Annotated in this window: 13 protein-coding genes; 6 read left to right on the forward strand and 7 right to left on the reverse strand. The window is 74.0% G+C overall.

Annotated features, from left to right (window positions below; translation table 11 throughout):
• Positions 1–217: 217 nt before the first annotated feature.
• From ACOJTC_RS04290 to ACOJTC_RS04310, 5 genes are read right to left on the reverse strand one after another with little or no spacing between them, the layout of a single operon-like run.
• Positions 218–973: an ATP/GTP-binding protein gene (locus tag ACOJTC_RS04290; protein WP_204924694.1), complete on the reverse strand. Its 756-nt coding sequence runs from the start codon at positions 971–973 to the stop codon at positions 218–220.
• A complete protein-coding gene (locus tag ACOJTC_RS04295; RefSeq protein WP_420115837.1) occupies positions 951–1,424 on the reverse strand; it encodes a DUF742 domain-containing protein in 474 nt (157 codons plus the stop codon). Before ACOJTC_RS04295 ends, ACOJTC_RS04290 begins: the two co-directional genes overlap by 23 nt.
• A complete protein-coding gene (locus ACOJTC_RS04300) occupies positions 1,421–1,891 on the reverse strand; it encodes a roadblock/LC7 domain-containing protein (protein WP_067305308.1) in 471 nt (156 codons plus the stop codon). Before ACOJTC_RS04300 ends, ACOJTC_RS04295 begins: the two co-directional genes overlap by 4 nt.
• Positions 1,888–4,725 (reverse strand): nitrate- and nitrite sensing domain-containing protein, encoded by a 2,838-nt coding sequence (locus ACOJTC_RS04305; protein ID WP_420115838.1) that lies wholly within the window; start codon positions 4,723–4,725, stop codon positions 1,888–1,890. Before ACOJTC_RS04305 ends, ACOJTC_RS04300 begins: the two co-directional genes overlap by 4 nt.
• Entirely contained in the window at positions 4,712–5,893 is a 1,182-nt protein-coding gene (locus tag ACOJTC_RS04310) for a hypothetical protein (protein WP_420115839.1), read from the reverse strand. The genes ACOJTC_RS04305 and ACOJTC_RS04310 overlap by 14 nt, the downstream gene beginning before the upstream one ends.
• 369 nt (positions 5,894–6,262) lie before the next feature.
• Between ACOJTC_RS04310 and ACOJTC_RS04315 the strand changes: the two genes are divergently transcribed.
• Both ACOJTC_RS04315 and ACOJTC_RS04320 read left to right on the forward strand, forming a co-directional pair.
• On the forward strand, positions 6,263–9,223 hold the full coding sequence (locus ACOJTC_RS04315) for an alpha/beta fold hydrolase (RefSeq protein WP_420115840.1): 2,961 nt from the start codon (positions 6,263–6,265) through the stop codon (positions 9,221–9,223).
• Positions 9,223–10,197, forward strand: coding sequence for an ABC transporter permease (locus tag ACOJTC_RS04320; RefSeq protein ID WP_420115841.1), 975 nt, complete (start codon positions 9,223–9,225; stop codon positions 10,195–10,197). The genes ACOJTC_RS04315 and ACOJTC_RS04320 overlap by 1 nt, the downstream gene beginning before the upstream one ends.
• Positions 10,198–10,335: 138 nt before the next feature.
• Here the strand turns inward: ACOJTC_RS04320 and ACOJTC_RS04325 are convergent, their stop codons facing one another.
• Positions 10,336–11,508 carry a sensor histidine kinase gene (locus tag ACOJTC_RS04325; protein WP_420115842.1) on the reverse strand — a complete coding sequence of 391 codons (1,173 nt, stop codon included), beginning with the start codon at positions 11,506–11,508 and terminating at the stop codon, positions 10,336–10,338.
• On the reverse strand, positions 11,505–12,161 hold the full coding sequence (locus tag ACOJTC_RS04330) for a response regulator transcription factor (protein ID WP_088643197.1): 657 nt from the start codon (positions 12,159–12,161) through the stop codon (positions 11,505–11,507). The genes ACOJTC_RS04325 and ACOJTC_RS04330 overlap by 4 nt, the downstream gene beginning before the upstream one ends.
• 124 nt (positions 12,162–12,285) lie before the next feature.
• Here ACOJTC_RS04330 and ACOJTC_RS04335 point away from each other — a divergent pair, with 124 nt between their 5' ends.
• The 4 genes from ACOJTC_RS04335 to ACOJTC_RS04350 all read left to right on the forward strand — a co-directional run bounded on the left by ACOJTC_RS04335 (position 12,286) and on the right by ACOJTC_RS04350 (position 15,926).
• Positions 12,286–12,828 carry a hypothetical protein gene (locus tag ACOJTC_RS04335; protein WP_204924701.1) on the forward strand — a complete coding sequence of 181 codons (543 nt, stop codon included), beginning with the start codon at positions 12,286–12,288 and terminating at the stop codon, positions 12,826–12,828.
• Positions 12,825–13,958 (forward strand): peptidoglycan-binding protein, encoded by a 1,134-nt coding sequence (locus ACOJTC_RS04340; RefSeq protein WP_420115843.1) that lies wholly within the window; start codon positions 12,825–12,827, stop codon positions 13,956–13,958. Before ACOJTC_RS04335 ends, ACOJTC_RS04340 begins: the two co-directional genes overlap by 4 nt.
• Positions 13,959–13,986: 28 nt before the next feature.
• Complete coding sequence (locus tag ACOJTC_RS04345; RefSeq protein ID WP_363792820.1) at positions 13,987–14,673, forward strand: ABC transporter ATP-binding protein; 687 nt, start codon at positions 13,987–13,989, stop codon at positions 14,671–14,673.
• Positions 14,674–14,750: 77 nt separating this feature from the next.
• On the forward strand, positions 14,751–15,926 hold the full coding sequence (locus tag ACOJTC_RS04350) for an ABC transporter permease (protein ID WP_204924996.1): 1,176 nt from the start codon (positions 14,751–14,753) through the stop codon (positions 15,924–15,926).
• Positions 15,927–16,009: the final 83 nt, after the last annotated feature.

A 16,009-nucleotide genomic window follows, 5' to 3' on the forward strand; every position in this document is an offset into this window, starting at 1 on the left:
CGGCCGGTTGCGTCGCTGCCGGCCCGGGGTGGGCCGGGGCGGTGGGCGGGTGGCCGGTGGCCCCGAAGGCCAGGGTCGGTCCGCCGTCGTCGGTCTCCGGATCGGCCGACCGGCGGCGACGGGCCTCCTCACGGCGGGCCAACCGGGCGAGTGTCTCGTCCAGACCACCCCTCATCACGTCCCCCTCTCCGATGGAAACGACCGGGCGTCGGCTCGGTCAGGCGCCCTTCTCCCGTACCGCCCGGTCCAGCGCCCGGTCCAGGACGACCAGCAGGGCGTCCCGTACCGACAGCCGTTCCCGGGCGTCGAACTGCACCAGCGGCACGTGGTCACCGATCGCCAGCGCCCACCGGATCGCCCCCAGCTCGTGGGTCAGCCGGCCGTCGAAGGTGTTCACCCCGACCACGAAGGGCAGGCCGGCCCGCTCGAAGAAGTCGACCGCCGGGTAGCAGTCGTCCAGCCGGGAGCTGTCCACCACCACCAACGCGCCGAGCGCGCCCCGCGCCAGGTCGTCCCACATGAAACCGAACCGGTCCTGGCCGGGCGTGCCGAACAGGTAGAGCTTCAGGCTCCGGTCGATGGTCACGCAGCCGAAGTCCATCGCCACCGTGGTGGTGGTCTTCCCACTGCGGGCCCCCGGGTCGTCCACCCCGATCCCGGCGCTGGTCATCTCGGCCTCGGTGGTCAGCGGGGCGATCTCGGAGATGGCACCGACCGTGGTCGTCTTGCCCACCCCGAAACCTCCGGCGATGAGCAGCTTGACCGGGATCGGCGGAGCGGCCGGCGGGCCGCTGCGGGTGTCCGTCGTCGGTGTCGCCGACGCCGCCGGTGGTCGGTACGGCAGTGGTGCGCCCGGCTGCTGGGGTGCCGTCGGAGGGCCGCCCACGGGCTGTCCGTAGCGGGCGGAGGCACTGTTCGCGGCGAGCCCGCCGAGCGGGGCGACCGGCCATTCAGGAGATCGCACGGAGTCCATCAATCACTCGCAGGATGAGGTCGGGGTCAAATGCGTCGTCGGCGGCGCCGACGTGCACGTCGAGATGGCCGGCGGCCCGCAGGTCACCGACCAGCACCCGGGTCACGCCGAGCTGCAGCCGCATCCGGGCGGAGATCTCCGCCACCGAGATCGGCTCACCACACAGGGCGACGATCGCCTGCAACTCGGGGGCCAGCAGGGCCGCCACGGCGGCGGCCCGGCCCGGCCCGGTCCGGGCGGTGACCTGGGTCTCCAGCCCGATCGCCGGGTCCGCGCCGGCCACCCGCCCGGCGGTCAGCACGAACGGGCGGGGGCTGGCCGGGCGGCCGGCCTCCGGCTCGGGGACGGGGGCGGGCGTCGGTGTCGTATCGCCCGCCGGGGTCCGCAGGTAGGGGCGGACCCGGACCATGGGTTCGGGTTCCGGTTCCTCGCCAGCGGCGTCCCGGGTCATTGCTGAACGGCGTTCTTCAGCTCGGCGATGAGTCTCGGTGTCAGCGCGCCGCCGGCCCGGCCGGCGAAGAGGGTCATCTCGTACGCGACGGTGCCCAGGTTGGCCGACCGGTCGGCGATCACGCCCAGTACGGAACCGCTGCTGATCGCCGTGATCAGCAGGTAGCCGTCGGCCATGTCCACGATCACCCGGTTGAGCCCGCCGAGGGCGTACCAGCTGGCGGCACCCCCGGCCAGGCTGGTCATGCCGGAGACGACGGCGGCGAGGCGTTCCGCGTTGGACCGGTCCTTGATGGACGACATGGCCATCAGCAGCCCGTCGGAGGAGACCGCGATGGCCTCCAGGACGCCGGCTGTGCTGGAGGTGAACGAGTCCAACAGCCAGTTGAACGTGCGCGCCTCCGGGCTGAGGTCCCCGGCCGGGTGGTTCTGGTAGTCGACGTTCTCGTGTACGTGCGGGCTGGTCACCGTGTCGTTCCTTCTTCAGTGCGGTGGTCGGTGCGGACTTCGCGCAGAGCCCGGGCGACGCCCGTCTCGAACGCGTTGATGAGATCGCGGACCTCGCCCGGATCTCCCGGATTCTCACTCGGTGCCTGCCGGGGCGGTGAGACGGTCAGGTTGGCGCCCGGGATCCGCCGGGTCAGCCGGGGCACCGCCGGTGCGGCGGAGGGTTGGGCCGCGGAGGGTTGGGCGGCGGCGGGTTGGTTGGCAGCGGGTCGGTTGGCAGCGGGTCGGGTGGCGACGGACGCGGCGGCCGGCCCGGCCTGTTCGGCCCGGTGCACCCCGGACTGGAACTGCTCGACCAGGGCCCGCGCGGCCTCCGGGTCGGCCCGGCTGCCGTCCACCGGCCCGACGACCGGTGCGGTACGGGGCAGGCTCGCGCCGGGGACCCGCTGCCGGATGCCCGGCAGCGGGGCCGGTCGGTCCGTCGTGGGCGTCGTGGTCTGCCCCACGGTGGGGAGCAGAACGGCCTGCGGGACCGCCGGGTGGGGCGCGTCGGCCACCGGGGCCACCGTGGCGGTGCCCCGGGCCGGCAGCACCGTCGTGGCACCGGCCGGGTCGCCGCCGGTGGGATAGGCCAGGTCCGGTTCGGTGCCGGGGGTACGGGCCGGCTCCTGGTCGGTCGGCGCGGTGCTGAACGCGTCCCAGGGGCCGGTGGCCGCCATGCTCATGGTCGCCTTGCTGAGCAGCGTGGGGTCGAACCCGGGCAGCGCCGTGGCGTCGACCGTCGGCCGGGCCAACGCCGCGTCGACCGTGGGCCGGGCGGGACCGGCGTCGAGTACGACCGGCGTGCGGCCGGTCCGCAGGGGGACGTCGGTGCCGGGCCCGGTGTTCGGGCCGGTCGGTCCGGGTCGTTCCCGCGTCGGCAGTCCGGCCGGCGGGGTCGTCACGGGGCGCTCCCGCGACGGCAGCGCGACCCGGCTGACGGGTTCCCCGCCACGCCCGGTCGCGGGGCGGGCCAGGGCGGAGCCGGGGAGCACCAGGCTGGCGGTCACCCCGCCGCCCGGGGTGGCGGCGAGTTCCACCGTCCAGCCGTGCCGGCGGGCGAGCCGACCCACCACGAACAGTCCCAGCACCTCGGAGGGGGCCAGGTCCAGCCGTTCCCGGCGGGTGAACCGGGCGTTCTCCTCGGCGAGCCGTTGCTCGCTCATCCCGATGCCCTGGTCGATGACGGCCAGCCGGGCGCCGTCGTCGGTCGTCTCGGCGGTGACCACGACCCGGGTGTGTGGCGGGGAGAACACGGTGGCGTTCTCCATCAACTCGGCCAGCGTCAGCACCAGGTCACCGACGATCGCCGGTGCGGCGACCACCTCCGGCGGGACCTGCACGTCCACCCGGGTGTAGTCCTCGATCTCACCGAGGGCCAACCGGACCACGTCGGCGACCGGGACCGGTGCGACGTGCGCGTCGTCGCCGGTCGCGCCGGAGAGCACCACCAGGCTGCCCGCGTTGCGGCGCAACCGGCTGGAGATGTGGTCGAGCCGGTACAGGTGCTCCAGCCGCCCCGGCTCGGTCTCCTGCTGCTCCAGCCGGTCGATCAGGGCGATCTGCCGGCCGACCAGGTTCTGGGTACGCCGCCCGACGTGGCCGAACATCTGGGCCACGTTGCGTCGGCTCGCCACCTGCCGTTCCACCAGCCGGGCGGCGGTGTTCTGCACCCGTTCGAAGGCGCGGGCCAGGTCGCCGATCTCGTCCCGGGCACCCACGTCGACCGGGTCGAGGCGTACCGGTGAGGTGGTCTCGGACTCGTCGTCGGCGACCCGGACCAGTTCGGACTCGGCGACCCGGGCGACCCGGTCGGCGGAGCGGGTGAGCCGGGTGAGCGGTCGGGCCACCGCCCGGCCGACCGCCATGGTGAGCAGGATGACCGCGATCAGGATGGTCACGATCAGCAGGGTCACCCAGTACGCCCCGGCGAGCGCCACCTGCCGGTCGGCGCGTACCTCGGCGGTGACGTCGGCGGCCAGCTTCTTCTCGACGAACTGGCCGAGCGTGATCATCGAGCCGACGGTGGGGAAGAGGGTCGCCACGTCCAGCGCGCCGATGGCGGTGGCCGGGTCGACGGCGCTCTGGTCGATGAAGTTCGGCCCGGTGCGGTTGGCGACCGCGACCTCCTCCAGGGTGAGCAGGTCGAGCTGCTCGGGGGTGACCAGGGCCTGGAGCCGGGCGCTCTCGTCTTCGAGGACGGCGAAGTTCGCCACGTAGGCGGTGACGGTCTGGGCGTTGGGCCGGGCGGCGACCAGCACGATCAGGGTGGCGCCGGCGCTGAGGCTCTCGCCGGTGCGCAGCAGGCCGTCCAGGGCCAGCACCTGTCGTCCGGCCGGGGTACGGGTGTCCGCGTTGAGCCGTAACCGCAGCGAGTCGATCAGGGCGGTGTTCACCGGCCCGTACCCGGCCATGAGCTGGTCCGGGCCGGTCTGCCCGGCGACCGCCGCCGTCCGCAGGGCGGCGAGCTGGCGTACCCCGTCGAGGGCAGTGTCGACCTCGCCGGGCAGGTCGTCGCCGAGGTCGGAGCGCAGGTCGGCGACCCGGTCGTCCACCTCGGCGATCTTCTGCACGAGGTCGGTGCGCTGCACCTGCCCGAGCAGCAGGCCGACGGCGAGCAGGCGTTCCTGCTGGAGGTGTTGCAGGATCGTGCCGACCCGGCTGGCGATCCGGACCCGGTCGGCGATGTCGCCGGCCCGCTGGGCCGCGGAGGCCCGCTCCCAGACCACCGGCACCGTGAGCCCGGCCATGCAGAGCAGCGGGACCACCACCAGCAGGGCCAGCTTGCCCCGGATTCGCAGCCTACCGAGCAGCATCGAAGGGCCTCCACCGGTCGGGTTCGGTGCCGCGGCCGGCCGGCTGGAGCACCGGCCCGGTGGGCAGGCGGCCGGGCGGCGTCGGCGGCTCCCACGGGGCGGGTCCGCCCGCGTCGGCCGGCTCGACCGCCGGGGTGCCCCGGCCCGTCGGGCGCTCACCGCGACGGGTCAGCCAACCGCTCGCGCCGAGCGCCACCAGCAGCAGCCCGGCCACGCCACCGGCGGCGAGGATCAGCAGGGCGTCGCGGTCGAGCTGGTCGATGCGCTGCCGCAGCAGCCGGTCGAGTTCGTCGAGGAGGACCGGCTGCAGCTCCCGGCTGGCGGTCTGCGCCTGGTTGCGGGCGGCGGCGAGTTTCGCCACGTCCAGCTCCTGGGCCCGGCCCCGGGGCTGGGACAGCGCCCCCAGTGCCTCGACGGCCCGCTGGTAGTTGTCGAACGGGGTGAGCACCCCGGCACCGATGTCGGCGCTCTCCGAGGTGTCGACCACCGTCTGGAGGTCGTTGACCAGGTCACCGGCCGGTTGCAGGGCGGCGAACCGGAGGGTGGCCAGCTCACCCACGGTGCGGGCCTGGTCGGCGGCGGGGCGTCGCTGCGCCAGCACGGCCAGGTCGATGAGGCGTCCGGCGGCGACCGTCGCCTCCGGCATCTCCTCGCCGACGCCGTCCTGCAGGAAGTACGAGTCGGAGCCGGGGTCGCGGATCAGGCCGGAGGTTTCGCGGATCTTGCCGTGCAGTGCCAGCAGCAGGTCGGTGACCTCGCCGTACGCGGTGAAGGCGGTTTCCGGGTCGGTGAGCGACCGGCTGGGCAGGCCCTCCAGTTTCGCGCGCAGGCCGGCCCACCGTTCGGTGCTGCGCAGTTCGCCGCCGACCCGGGTGTCGACCGCCGCGGCCTCCTCCACCGCCCGGTCCAGGGCGTCGCGGGGCACCGGCCGGCCGGCGACGGCGGCGGTCTGCGCGTCGACCAGCGCCTCGGTGACCGGGCCGAGGGCGCGCAGGTACTCGACGCCGAGCCGTTCCCGTTCGGCCAGTTCGCGGTCGGTGTCCACGAGCCGGTAGCCCTGTACGACGAGGAACGCCACCGGCAGCAGCAGCGCGGTGGCGAGTAGCAGCGGCAACAGGCGGCCCGGTGTCCTGGGCCGTCGACGGACCCGCGAGGCGGGAACGGTCATGGTTGTCTCCTCCGGCGGCGGCGCAGGGGTCGGGGATGGCGTGACAATTCGGTCCCGTGCGTCGGACCGAGAACCTAATCGACGGGCGATCCCTGGCCGGAGGTCTACGCGGGTCAGTTTTGCGTCACTTCGAGTGATGTGACGCAAGATTGACCCGCTCGTGACGCTGCGTACTGTTGTCACGGTGACATGCTCGTTTCCATAGCGATATAGCGCCTTACGCGTGAATTCACGTAATCCGAATTCGTTCTGCGTGAACGCCGGGTGACCTTGTGCGGTTTCCGCTGTTCGACCGACGATCGGCTGCCCAGGACGGACGTACGGCGGATCTCAGCCAACGCTCAGCTTCCGGGCCGTACCGTGAGCCGAATGAAATCGCCGTTGTCGGCCGCACGGGTCCGTCGTGCCCTGCCCACCGGTCGTCGCGCGGTCGCCGCGTCGGTGGTCGTCGTCCTGCTGGCGGCGGTCGTCGGCTGGGCGGTCTGGCCGGACCGGCCGGATTTCCGCACCGAGTCGACCATGCTCACCGTGCGCTCCGGGCCGGCCGGCGACGAGCCCGTCGACCTGGACACCACCTTCTACCTGCCGAAGGGCGCGTCGGCCGACCGGAAGGTCCCGGCCGTGCTGCTGGCGCACGGCTTCGGCGGTACGAAGGACTCCGTCCGCAGCGACGCCGAGGACCTGGTGGGCCAGGGCTACGCGGTGCTGACCTGGACCGCGCGGGGCTTCGGCCGCAGCGGCGGGCAGATCCACCTGGACAGCCCCGACTACGAGGTACGCGACGCCCAGCGGCTGCTGGACTGGCTGGCTGCCCGCCCCGACGTGCGTACCGACGCCGCCGGTGACCCCCGGGTCGGCGTGGTCGGCGGCTCGTACGGCGGCGGTCTGGCCCTGCTGCTGGCCGCCCAGGACCCCCGGGTCGACGCGATCGTCCCCATGATCACCTGGAACGACCTGTCCCGCGCCTTCCTGCCGGAGAGCACCGGCAAGCCGGCCACCGAGGGCGTGTTCAAGAAGGGCTGGGCCGGCATCTTCTTCGGCGGCGGCGGCAGTGCCGGTTCCGGCCCGGCCGGGCTGTCCGGCAACACCGCCGCCGTCCAGCCGGAGGGCGCTCCCGCGTCGGCCGGTGCACCCAGCCCGCAGCCGGGCAACGGGCCGGGCAGCCGGTCGCCGCGCGTGCCGGGGGCCGCCGCCGACCCGTCCTGCGGCCGGTTCGCCGCCGACGTCTGCGCCGCGTACCTGCGGATCGCCACCACCGGGCGGGCCGACCAGGCGGCGGTGGACCTGCTCCGGCGCTCCTCCCCGGCCGACGTGCTGGGCCGGATCAAGGCCCCCGCCCTGCTGGTGCAGGGCGAGGCGGACACCCTCTTCCCGCTCACCGAGGCGGACGCCAACGCGCGTGGCATCGCCGCCGCCGGCACCCCCGTGCGGGTGGCCTGGTTCACCGGCGGCCACGACGGCGGCGCCGGCCCGACCAGCGACTCCGACCGGGTGAAGTACCTGACCGTGCAGTGGCTCGACCGCTACGTCAAGGGCACCGGCGCGGCCCCCGGCGACGATTTCACGTTCTCCCGGATCGCCGGGTTCGACGCCCTCGACCGGGGCCTCGTCGCCACCGGTTACCGCACCGCCGACTATCCCGGAGTGACCGGGGACGCCCGGCGGGAGGTGCCGGTCGACGGGCCGGCCCAGCCGGTCGCGAACCCGCCCAACGGCAACCCGGCGGCGATCTCGGCGATCCCGTTCGCCGGGTCGCTCGGCTCCCTGCTCGACGGGGTCGCCGGCGACGTGCCCGGCCAGCACGCCCGGTTCGAGTCGACGCCGCTGGCCGAGGCGGTGGACGTGGTGGGCGCACCCACCGTCACCGTCCGGGCCGCGTCGGCGACCGGCGAGGCGGTGCTGTTCGCCAAGCTCTACGACGTCGACCCGGCCGGCGCGGCGACGCTGCCCGACGGGCTGGTCGCCCCGATCCGGTTGACCGGGCTGCCGGCCACGATCGACGCCGCGCAGCCGGTCCAGGTGACCCTGCCGGCGATCGTCCGCCGGGTCGAGGCCGGGCACCGGCTGCGGGTGGTGCTGGCCACCGCCGACCAGGCGTACACCACGCCGGCCGCGCCGGCCGTCTACACGGTGGCGGTCGACGGGGCGGTGAGCCTGCCGACGGTCACCGCCACGCCGATCCCGACCACCGCCACGGTGTGGCGTTGGGTGCTGGTCGCCCTGCTGGCCGCGATCCTGGTGGGGCTCGTCGTGGTCGTCGCCGTGGTCCGCCGCCGGCACCGCCGCCAGGACGACTCCGTCCATCCCGAGTACGCGGGCATCCCGCTCGCCGTCCGTGACCTGCGCAAGGAGTACGCGGACGGCTTCGTCGCGGTGTCCCGGGTGGACTTCGAGGTGCATCCCGGCCAGGTGATGGGCCTGCTCGGCCCGAACGGCGCGGGCAAGACCACCACCCTGCGGGTGCTGATGGGGCTGACCCAGCCGACCGCCGGGGAGATCTACGTCTTCGGGCACCGGCTGGTGCCCGGCTCACCGGTGCTGTCGCGGATCGGCGCGCTGGTGGAGGGGCCCGGTTTCCTGCCGCACCTGTCCGGCCTGGACAACCTGAGGGCGTACTGGCGGGCGACCGGGCGGCCGTGGGCCGACGCGCACTTCGACGAGGCGTTGGAGATCGCCGGGCTGGGCGACTCGGTGCACCGGCGGACCAAGAACTACAGCCACGGCATGCGGCAGCGGCTGGCCATCGCGCAGGCCATGCTGGGCCTGCCGGAGCTGCTGGTGCTCGACGAGCCGACCGACGGGCTGGACCCGCCGCAGATCGCCGAGATGCGCCGGGTGCTCCAGCGGTACGCCACCGACGGCCGGGCGGTGCTGGTCTCCAGTCACCTGCTGGCCGAGGTGGAGCAGACCTGCACGCACGCGGTGGTGGTGAACAAGGGCCGGATCGTCGCCGCAGGCCCGGTCGAGGAGATCGTCGGCGAGTCGCCGAGCACCCTGTTCGAGGTGACCGACCAGGCCGCCGCGCGGAAGGTGCTGAGCCGCCTCGACGGGGTCCGCGTGCTCGGCGCCGACGACGGCGGTGACGTCCCGCCGAGCGCGGGTGCGGTGGCCGGCGGCGGTGCTGCGGCCGGCGGTGCCGGTGCCGGTGCCGGTGCGTCCGGCGGTGCCGGTGGGCTGGTGGTGGACACGAACGGGACCGCCCGCAGCGAGGTGGTGGCCGAGCTGGTCCGGGCCGGGATCGGGGTGGACCGGGTGGTGCCACGGCGTCGCCTGGAGGACGCGTTCCTCGCCCTGGTGGGCGAGAACTCTCGGGGAAGCGGTGACCGGTGATGGCAGGTTCTTCGGTGGGCTCACCGTCGGGCGCTGGCCCGAACGGCGGTGCGGTTCCGTCCGGTGCGGCGTCGGGGGGTGCGGCGTCGGGCGGCGGTGCGCGGAGCGGCGGGTTCGGGCCGGGTGGGGCGGCGGCCGGGTACCGGCCGGGGGCGACCCTGCCGTTCGGGGCGGAGTTCCGCAGGCAGGCGTCGCGGCGGCGTACCCAGTTGGCGCTGGGGTTCATGGTGCTGCTGCCGTTGATCATCCTGGTGGCGTTCCAGTTCGAGTCCGGGGACGACGACGGCGGGGGCCGGGGCGAGTTCGCCAGCCTCGCCGACCTGGCCACCTCGGGCGGGCTCAACTTCACCCTCTTCTCGATCCTGGTGTCGGCGTCGTTCCTGCTGGTCGTGGTGGTGGCGCTGTTCTGCGGTGACACGGTGGCCAGCGAGGCGAGCTGGGGCAGCCTGCGTTACCTCTTGGCGGTGCCGGTGCCCCGGGCCCGGCTGCTGACCGTGAAGCTGCTGGTGGCGCTGGCGTACTCGGGGCTGGCCCTGCTGTTGCTGGCCGGCACGGCCCTGCTCGCCGGCACTCTGCGCTACGGCTGGTCGCCGCTGACCAGCCAGGTCGCCGCCGAGCTGACCCCGACCGAGGGGCTGGTCCGGCTGCTGGCGGTGCTCGGCTACCTGGCGGTCGTGCTGCTGGTGGTGGCCGGGCTGGCGTTCCTGCTGTCGGTGGTCACGGACGCCGCGCTGGGCGCGGTCGGTGGCGCGGTGCTGCTGTGGATCCTGTCCAGCATCCTGGACCAGATCACCGCGCTGGGGGTGCTGCGGGACTTCCTGCCGACCCACTACAGCAGCGCCTGGCTGGGCCTGCTGTCCACCCCGATGCAGACCGACGACGTGGTCCGGGGCGCGATCTCGGCGGTCAGCTACGCCACCCTGTTCTGGGGCCTGGCCTTCTGGCGCTTCACCCGCAAGGACGTCACGAGCTGACCCGACCCGTCGCGCGGGCCGCCCTGCCCGACCCGTCGGGCGGCTGTCGCAACTGGGCCGATGTTGCGCCATCCCTTCCGCCGGATACCGCAACATCGGCCCCGTTGGGGTCGATCACGGCCGGGGCCGCGGGCCGGGTCAGGAGGGGCCGGGGAGGGAGACGGTGACCACGAGGCCGCCGTCGGGGCGGGGGACGGCCCGCACCGTCCCGCCGTGCGCGCGCGCCACCGCCCGGACGATGGACAGCCCCAGGCCGAAGCCCCGCTGACCGGCGACCCGCTCCCGGTTGAGCCGGCGGAACGGCAGGAACATCGTCTCGATCTCGTACCCGGGCACCACCGGCCCGCTGTTGCTGACGGTCAGGGTGGCCCGACCGTCGACCACCGCCGTGGCGACCGAGAGCCAACCGTCGACGTCGACGTTGTGCCGGACGGCGTTCTCCACCAGGTTCTGGGTGAGCCGTTCCAGCAGCACCGGGTCGCCGGCCGTACGCGCCGGGGCCAGTTCGCGGGTGACGGCGAGCGTGCTCGACCGGGCGGTCTGCTCCGCGACGTGCCCGACGATCTCGGCGAGATCCACCTCGGCGTGTTCGGCCAGGGCGTTCTCCGAGTCGGCGAGGGTGAGCAGCCCGTCGATCAGCCGTTCGTGGCGTTCGTTGACGGCCAACAGGGTCTCCCCGAGCTGCCGCAGCTCGGGTGGGGAGTCCGGCCGGGTGATCGCCAGCTCCACCAGGGACCGGTTGATCGCCAGCGGGGTACGCAGTTCGTGCGAGGCGTTGGCGACGAAGCGCCGCTGCCCGTCGAAGGACCGGTCGAGGCGTTCGAGCATCAGGTCGAACGTGTCGGCCAGCTCCTTCACCTCGTCGGTCGGCCCGACCAGGGCGATCCGCTCGTGCAGCCCCCGGCCGGCCCCGTCGGCACCGGCGATCCGGCGGGCGGTGCCGGTGATCTGCTGCAACGGCTGCAACGCCCGGCCGGCGACCAGCCAGCCGAAGGCGACCGCGGCGATGGTCACCACGGCCAGCGCCACCCCGCCCTGGGTGAGCAGCGAGTCCAGGGCGTCGCGGCGGGCGTCGTCCTGCACCTGCCGGACGATGGTGCGCAGGTGTTCGGCCTGGTTGGCGCTGATCTGGGTGCCCTGCGGCAGCGAGATCGACTCCTTGCCGCCGCTGCCGCGCAGGTTGAATCCGAGACCGTGGGCGAGCCGCTGGTCGACGAGCACGTACGTCACGGCGAGCAGCACCGTGCCGGCGAGCAGGAACAGGCCGCCGTAGATGAGGGTGAGCCTGGCCCGGATCGTCGGCTTCCTCATCGGATCTGGTATCCCACCCCGGGCACGGTCTCGATGACCGGTGGGTCGCCGAGCTTGCGACGCAGCTTCATCACGGTGACCCGCAGCACGTTGGTCATCGGGTCGATGTGCTCGTCCCAGGCGCGTTCCAGCAGGTCCTCGGCGGAGACCACCGCACCGTCGGCGCGCAGCAGCTCGGCCAGCACGCCGAACTCCTTACGGGACAGCGGCACGAAGTGCCCGTCCCGGGTGACCTCCAACCGGGACGGGTCCAGGACGATCCCGGCCCGGCTCAGCTTCGGCGGGGCGGCCGGGCGGGTGCGGCGGGTCAACGCGTGCACCCGGGCGCTCAACTCGACGAACGCGAACGGCTTGGTGAGGTAGTCGTCGGCGCCGATGGCCAGGCCGGCGACCCGTTCCCGCACGGCGGCGGCAGCGGTCAGCATCAGCACCCGGGTGTCCCGTTCGGCACGGACCAGCGCCCGGCACACGTCGTCGCCGTGCACGACGGGCAGGTCCCGGTCGAGTACGACCACGTCGTACCCGTTGACGCCGATCCGTTCCAGGGCGGCGTCGCCGTCGTAGGCGACGTCGACCGCGAACGACTCCCGGCGGAGCCATTCGGCGATCGCGTCCGCGAGCAGCTTCTCGTCCTCGCACACCAGTACGCGCACCGTTCCATCCTCGCCTACGCCCGGATAACCACCGCGTTAACGCCACCGCTTATGCCCTGGATACCGCCTCAGGAGTTGAGTTATCCGTAATGCCGGCTCTCTGCCGGCCGAAGGGAGACCGACGATGCGACGAAATCCACTGCGCCTGCTGCTGGCCCTGCCCGTGCTGGCGGCCCTGGCCCTCAGCGGCTGCCAGGGCGGGGGCGACGACGACCCCGGGGTGGCCACCGCAGGTGGCGGCGGCGCGGAGCCCTCGGTGTCCGCCGCCGGGCTGAGCGACGAGCAGCGCCAGCTCAAGTTCACCACGTGCCTGCGGGAACAGGGACTCGACGTACCGGACCCGCAGCCGGGGGAGAAGGGCCCCCGGTTCGACTCGGGGGCGGACATCGACCTGGGCAAGGTGCAGGCGGCGCTCCAGGAGTGCCGCGAGTACGCCCCCAACGGGGGGCAACCCCGGCAGCTCGACGCCGAACAGACCGAGCAGGTCCGCAAGCTGGCCGGCTGCATGCGGGAGAACGGCGTGCCGGACTTCCCGGACCCGTCCGCCGACGGACGCATCCAGCCCGGCAAGGCCAACATCGACCTGAAGGACCCGAAGGTGCGGGCCGCGTTCGACAAGTGCCGGGAGATCATGCCCAACCTGGGTGAACGCCGGAGGACGTCATGAGCACCACGGCCCGCCCCGCCGAGTCGACCGCCACCGCACCCGACGAGCCACCGGCCCGGCGGCGACGCCCACGCGTGGGGGTCCTGCTCGGTGCGGTGGCCCTGCTCGTCGTGGCGGTGGCGGTCGTCGCGGTCACCTCCGCAGCCGACGGCCGGGCCGACCGGTCCGCCGCCGTCGACCGGCCGCCGGCGACCGCCACCGTGACCCGGCAGACCCTGGTCGACCGGGAGACCAAGAACGGCGAGCTGGGGTACGGCACCCCGCGTGCCCGGGAGAGCCGGCTGGCCGGGACGGTCACCTGGCTCGCCGAGGGTGGCGCGACGGTCAAGCGGGGCAAGGCGCTCTACCGGATCGACGACGAGCCGGTGGTGCTGCTCTACGGCAGCCTGCCCGCGTACCGGATGCTGCGTTCCGGGGTCAGCGGCACCGACGTCAAGCAGTTCGAGCAGAACCTCGCCGCGCTCGGGCACACCGGATTCGACGTCGACGAGGACTTCACCTCGGCGACCGCCGACGCGGTCCGCGACTGGCAGGAGGACCTGGGCCTGCCGGAGACCGGTCAGGTCGAACCGGCGCGGATCGTCTACGCCCCCGGCGAGGTGCGGGTGGAGAGCCACGCCGTGGAGGTCGGTGACACCGTCGGCGCGGGCAAGGCGGTGCTGTCGACGACCGGCACGGCCCGGCTGGTCACCTGCACCCTGGACGTCGAGGACCAACGGCTGGCCCGCAAGGGCGCGGAGGTGACCATCACCCTGCCGGACGGCACCCGCAGCACGGGCCGGGTCGACACGGTCGAGACCGTGGTGCAGACGTCGGCGGCGTCCGGCAAGGACCCGGAGACCGAAACCAAGATCGAGGTCACCGTCACCGGGGACGACCCCAAGGTGCTGGCCGGCTACGACAAGGCGGCGGTGGATCTGGGCCTGATCGCCTCGGAACGTGCCGACGTGCTCTCCGTACCGGTGGCGGCGCTGCTCACCCTCGCCGAGGGCGGTTACGGGCTGCAGGTCGTGGAGGAGACCGGCACCCGGATCGTCGCGGTGCGCACCGGCCTGTTCGCGGACGGTCGGGTGGAGGTCTCCGGTGAGGGGGTCACCGCGGGGCTGACCGTGGGGATGCCCGGTGACTGAGCCGGCCCGGGTCGCCGGCCCCGACCACGTGGTCGAGCTGCGCGACGTCACGAAACGGTACGGCGACACGGTCGCCGCCCTCGGCGGGGTGTCGATGACCGTCGACCGGGGTGCCCTGGTGGCCATCGTCGGCCCGTCCGGGTCGGGGAAGTCCACCATGCTCAACGTGATCGGCACGCTGGACCGGCCCAGCTCGGGCGCGGTCCGCATCGACGGGTACGACGCCGCCCGGCTGTCCGACCGGGAGTTGTCCGCGCTGCGGGCCAGCCGGATCGGGTTCGTGTTCCAGCAGTTCCACCTGGCTGCCGGCGTACCCCTGGTGGAGAACGTGGCGGACGGCCTGCTCTATGCCGGGGTGCCCCGGCGGGAGCGGCGGCGGCGGGCGGAGGCGGCGCTGCGACGGGTCGGCCTGGGGCACCGGCTGGACCATCGGCCGCACCAGCTCTCCGGCGGTGAGCGGCAGCGGGCGGCGATCGCGCGGGCGGTGGTCGGTGAGCCGCCGCTGCTGCTGGCCGACGAGCCGACCGGCAACCTCGACTCCAGCTCCGGCGCGGGGGTGATGGAGCTGCTGCACGAACTGCACGCGGCCGGCACCACCGTCGTGGTCATCACCCACGACCGGGAGATCGCGGCGAGCCTGCCCCGGCAGGTGCAGATGCGCGACGGGCTGATCGTGGCGGACTCCGCCGCGCCGACCGAAGGGGTGCTCCGATGACCACGACCCCACTGCGGCCCCCCGGCGCGCGGCGTCGGGGTGACGCCGGGCGACCGGAGCGGCTGCGACCGGCCCGGATGAGTCCACGGGACGTGCTGCGGGTCGGCGGCGTGGGGCTGCGTACCCGGCCACTGCGGGCGTTCCTGTCCGCCCTGGGCATCGCCATCGGCATCGCGGCGATGATCAGCGTGGTCGGCATCTCGTCGTCGTCCCGGGCCGACCTGGACCGGACGCTCGCCGCCCTCGGCACCAACCTGCTCACCGTCGCGCCGGGCAGCACCCTGTTCGGTGCGGACGCCCAGTTGCCGGTCGAGGCGGTCGGCATGATCAGCCGGATCGGCCCGGTACGCCAGGTGTCGGCCACCGCGCAACTGCCGGACACCCCGGTCTACCGGTCGGACCGGATTCCGGCGGCGGAGACCGGTGGCCTGGGCACCCAGGCGGTGGAGCTGGACCTCCTCGACACCGTCGGCGGTTCGCTGGCCAGCGGGACCTGGCTCAACGAGGCCACCGCGCGGTATCCGGCCACGGTGCTCGGGTCGGTCGCCGCGCAGCGGCTCGGCCTCGGCGCGGCCGGGCCGGACATCCAGGTGTACGTCGACGGGCGGTGGTTCACGGTGATCGGCATCCTGCGGCCGGTACCGCTCGCCCCGGAACTCGACTCGTCGGCGCTGGTCGGCTGGTCGGCCGCGACCACCTACCTCGGCCTGGACGGCCACCCCACCCGGATCTACACCCGCTCGGTCGAGCAGCACGTCGAGGCCGTCCGGGCGGTGCTGGCGGCGACGGCCAACCCGGAGCAGTCCAACGAGATCCAGGTCTCCCGGCCGTCGGACGCGCTCGCCGCCCAGCAGGCCACCGACGAGGCGTTCACCGGCCTGCTGCTCGGGCTGGGCGCGGTGGCGTTGCTGGTCGGCGGGGTGGGGGTGGCCAACACCATGGTCATCTCGGTGATCGAGCGACGGGCCGAGATCGGGTTGCGGCGGTCGCTGGGTGCCACCCGGGGGCAGATCCGGACCCAGTTCCTCGCCGAGTCGCTGCTCCTGTCCGCCCTCGGCGGCGTCGGCGGGGTGCTGATCGGTGGTCTGGTCACCGCCGGCTACGCCAGCTCGCAGGGGTGGCCGACGGTGGTGCCGCTCTGGGTGGTGGCCGGCGGCATCGGGGCGACCATCGCCATCGGCGCCCTGGCCGGCCTCTACCCGGCGATCCGGGCCAGTCGGCTCTCGCCCACCGAGGCGCTCGCCGCCCCGTGACCGCCCGCCGCCCGCCGGCCCGTGACCGCCGTCCCGGCGTCGTCCGGTCGGCGACGTGCCCCCGGGCCCGGGGGGGCGGCCCC

Origin of the sequence: Micromonospora sp., assembly GCF_048594385.1 — a bacterium.
Classification (GTDB): Bacteria; Actinomycetota; Actinomycetes; order Mycobacteriales; family Micromonosporaceae; genus Micromonospora; species Micromonospora wenchangensis.